Source organism: Alcanivorax sp. (assembly GCF_014762765.1).
Taxonomy (GTDB): domain Bacteria; phylum Pseudomonadota; class Gammaproteobacteria; order Pseudomonadales; family Alcanivoracaceae; genus Alcanivorax.
This window is the reverse complement of sequence record NZ_JABURH010000203.1, coordinates 1-3,394: the sequence shown is the minus strand read 5'-3', so window position 1 is coordinate 3,394 and position 3,394 is coordinate 1. Positions and strand designations below refer to the sequence as shown.

The following is a 3,394-nucleotide window of genomic DNA, read 5'->3' as shown; positions in this document are numbered from 1 at the left end:
TTCACCACCTCAATACGGCTGTCCGGGCGCTGGCCGATACCCGCGGGCCGGTTCCAGCCCCAGGTCTGCAGGGTGGGTTGCACTTCCACCATGTCGATGCAGTCCACCGGGCAGGGCTCGACGCACAGGTCGCAGCCGGTGCACTCGTCCACGATTACCGTGTGCATCAGCTTGGCGGCGCCGACGATGGCATCCACGGGGCAGGCCTGGATGCATTTGGTGCAGCCGATGCACTCGTCCTCACGGATATAGGCCACCTTGGGGATGTCCGCATCCTCGGCGCCTTCGTCATCCAGGGTCAGCTCGTCGCGGCCGAGCAGGTCGGTGAGGGAATCCACGGTGTCCTGGCCGCCGGGCGGGCAGCGGTTGTGGTCTTCGCCCTCGGCAATGGCTTCGGCATAGGGGCGACAGCCCGGGTGCCCGCACTGGCCACACTGGGTCTGCGGCAACAGGGAATCGATCTGGTCGACAATGGGGTCGCCCTCGACCTTGAATTTCTCCGAGGCAAAGCCCAGCACCGCACCGAACACGGCGGCCAGGGCAAGCAGGGCGGCCACGGCAATCAGTACAGCGGTCATAACTTGATCAGCCCGGAAAAGCCCATGAAGGCCAGCGACATCAGGCCGGCGGTGATCAGGCCGATGCTGGGGCCCCGGAAGGCCTCGGGCACATCGGCCACGGCAATACGCTCACGCATGGCGGCAAAGAGTACCAGTACCAGGGAAAAGCCCAGTGCCGCGCCCAGCCCGTAGGTGAGCGATGACATAAAGGTGGCATCTTCCTGGCGTACATTCAGCAGCGCCACACCGAGCACCGCACAGTTGGACGTGATCAGCGGCAGGAACACGCCCAGCACCCGGTAGAGCAGGGGACTGGCCTTCTTCACGAACATTTCGGTGAACTGCACCGCCACGGCGATCACCAGAATGAAGCTGATGGTGCGCAGGTACTCCAGTTCGAAGGGCACCAGGATATAGGCCCAGGTCAGGTAGGCGAGCACGGACGACAACGTCAGTACGAAGGTGGTCGCCAGGGACATGCCCATGGCGGTCTCGATCTTGTTGGAGACCCCCATAAAGGGACACAGCCCCAGGAACTGCACCAGGACAAAATTGTTTACCAGCACAGCGCTGATCAGAATCAGGACGTACTCTGTCATGTGATCGTGGCTCGCTTGCCGAGAAAGAAAGACGTTAAACGCTGTGTTTACAGGGCGTTAAGGGCGCATAGTATGAGGCAGCGCCCCGGTTGGCTCAAGAATGTTCCGACATAAGCTTACTTGACTGCAGGAGACAGTCATTGACTGCGAATTAACCAGTTGATGCCCCTTTTGCCATGCTTTTTGCCCCGGACGGTTGCGGCGCTGGCGGCAATCCAGTATCCAAGACAGACAACAACGCGACGAGACCGGCCAGAGCCGGTTGCTGCAGAGGTGACCCCCCGTGACAGATTTGCCCCGTGACTTTGACCGAGACGGCCTGCTTGAGTATTCCGTGGTTTTTACCGACCGCTCCCTGAACCACATGTCCCAGCGTTTCCAGCAGGTCATGCGGGATATTTCCAGCAACCTGAAGCAGGTCTATAACGCCCACTCGGTCACCGTGGTGCCCGGCGGCGGCAGTTTCGGTATGGAAGCGGTGGCCCGCCAGTTCGCCACTGGCCAGCACTGCCTGGTGATCCGTAACGGCTTCTTCAGCTACCGCTGGAGCCAGATTTTTGAGATGGGCAGCATCCCGTCCAAAGAGACCGTATTGAAAGCGTCCCCCACCAGCGACCAGCCCCAGGCACCGTTCGCTCCGGCTCCCATTGAGCAGGTGGTGGAAACCATCAAGGCCGAGAAGCCGGCCGTGGTGTTCGCCCCCCATGTGGAAACCGCCTCCGGCATCATCCTGCCGGACGACTACCTGAAACAGGTGGCCGACGCCGTACACAGCGTGGGTGGCCTGTTCGTCCTGGACTGTATCGCCTCCGGCACCATCTGGGTGGACATGAAAAAGGTCGGTGTGGACGTACTGATTAGCGCCCCCCAGAAAGGCTGGAGCTCTTCCCCCTGTAGTGCCCTGGTGATGCTCAGTGAAGCGGCAGACCAGCGCCTGCACGAAACCACCAGCACCAGCTTTGCCTGCGATCTGCGCAAATGGCGCGACATCATGATCGCCTACGAAAACGGCGGCCATGCCTACCACGCCACCATGCCCACCGACGCCCTGCGCGGCTTCCGTGACACCATGCTGGAAACCATGAAAGAAGGCCTCACCGCCGTGAAGGAACGCCAGTGGAAACTGGGCACCGCCGTGCGCGAGCTGATGGCCAAGCACGGCTTCGCCAGCGTCGCCGCCCCGGGCTTCGAAGCCCCCGGCGTGGTGGTGTCCTACACCGACAATGACACCATCAAGAGCGGCGCCGCCTTTGTGCAGCTGGGCCTGCAGACCGCCGGCGGCGTGCCCCTCATGTGTGACGAACCCGCGGACTTCAAGACCTTCCGCGTGGGCCTGTTCGGCCTGGACAAACTGGGGGATGTGGATGCGGCGGTGGCGCGGCTGTCGTCCGCCCTTGATCAACTTGGCTAGCCATGAATGGCGACTGGCACCGTTCTGAGGGTGTTAGCAGGCTTGTTGGTGTGGGTCTGTTTTAATCCCACTCTTCTTGCCGATGCCATTCACTCAAGAGATGAGGGCTGCAGCCAAACCTTTATGGAGAGTTCCCTCTCCCCTTGCGGGAGAGGGACAGGGAGAGGGGGAACGGCCTTGCTGGATACCGAGGGCACAACAATGAAAACCCAGAACCCTCAATGCGTCATCCTGCTCCATGGTCTGGCTCGCACCGCCCACTCCATGAAGAAAATGGCAAACGCCCTGGAGAGCACCGGCTACACGGTGGTGAACCAAGGCTACCCCTCCACCCAAAAAGACATCCAGACCCTCGCCGCAGACACCCTGCCCACAGCCCTGGCAAAATGCCCGCCCACCGGCACCATCCACTTCGTTACCCATTCCATGGGCGGCATCCTGCTGCGCCAGTACCTGAGCCAGCATCGCATCGAACGATTGGGCCGCACCGTCATGCTCGGCCCGCCCAACCAGGGCAGCGAAGTGGTGGACAGCCTGGGTGACTGGGCTCCATTCCAGTGGTTCAACGGCCCCGCCGGCAGCCAGATGGGCACCGGCCCCGATAGCGTCCCCAACCAGCTCGGCCCGGTGGATTTCCCCCTGGGCGTCATTGCCGGCAGCGACACCATCAACTTTCTGCTCTCCACCCAATTACCCGGCCCCAATGACGGCAAGGTCACCGTGGAAAGAACCAAAGTGGAAGGCATGCAGGATCATCTGGTGCTGCCGGTGACGCACCCGTTCATGATGCGTAATGGGGACGTGATTGAGCAGGTGAAGGTGTT

4 protein-coding genes are annotated in these 3,394 nt (G+C 61.7%); 2 read left to right on the top strand and 2 right to left on the bottom strand.

Translation table 11 applies throughout. The annotated features are described in order from the left end of the window. Both rsxB and rsxA read right to left on the bottom strand, forming a co-directional pair. Positions 1-578: electron transport complex subunit RsxB (gene rsxB, locus HUJ17_RS15950; RefSeq protein WP_290511618.1), on the bottom strand; the 578-nt coding region annotated here is incomplete at its 3' end. Next, positions 575-1,159 (bottom strand): electron transport complex subunit RsxA, encoded by a 585-nt coding sequence (gene rsxA / locus HUJ17_RS15945; RefSeq protein ID WP_035250378.1) that lies wholly within the window; start codon positions 1,157-1,159, stop codon positions 575-577. The genes rsxA and rsxB, both read right to left, overlap by 4 nt. 283 nt (positions 1,160-1,442) lie before the next feature. On the opposite strand from rsxA, the gene HUJ17_RS15940 reads away from it, so the two are divergent. Further along, a complete protein-coding gene (locus HUJ17_RS15940; protein ID WP_290511617.1) occupies positions 1,443-2,570 on the top strand; it encodes an aminotransferase class V-fold PLP-dependent enzyme in 1,128 nt (375 codons plus the stop codon). Between the two features lie 201 nt (positions 2,571-2,771). Next, the coding region (locus HUJ17_RS15935; protein WP_290511616.1) for an alpha/beta fold hydrolase at positions 2,772-3,394 on the top strand (623 nt) is incomplete at its 3' end.

Bases quoted from the DNA above. Each gene is read 5' to 3' on its own strand.
- rsxA (WP_035250378.1), bottom strand. From the start codon at position 1,159: ATGACAGAGTACGTCCTGATTCTGATCAGCGCTGTGCTGGTAAACAAT.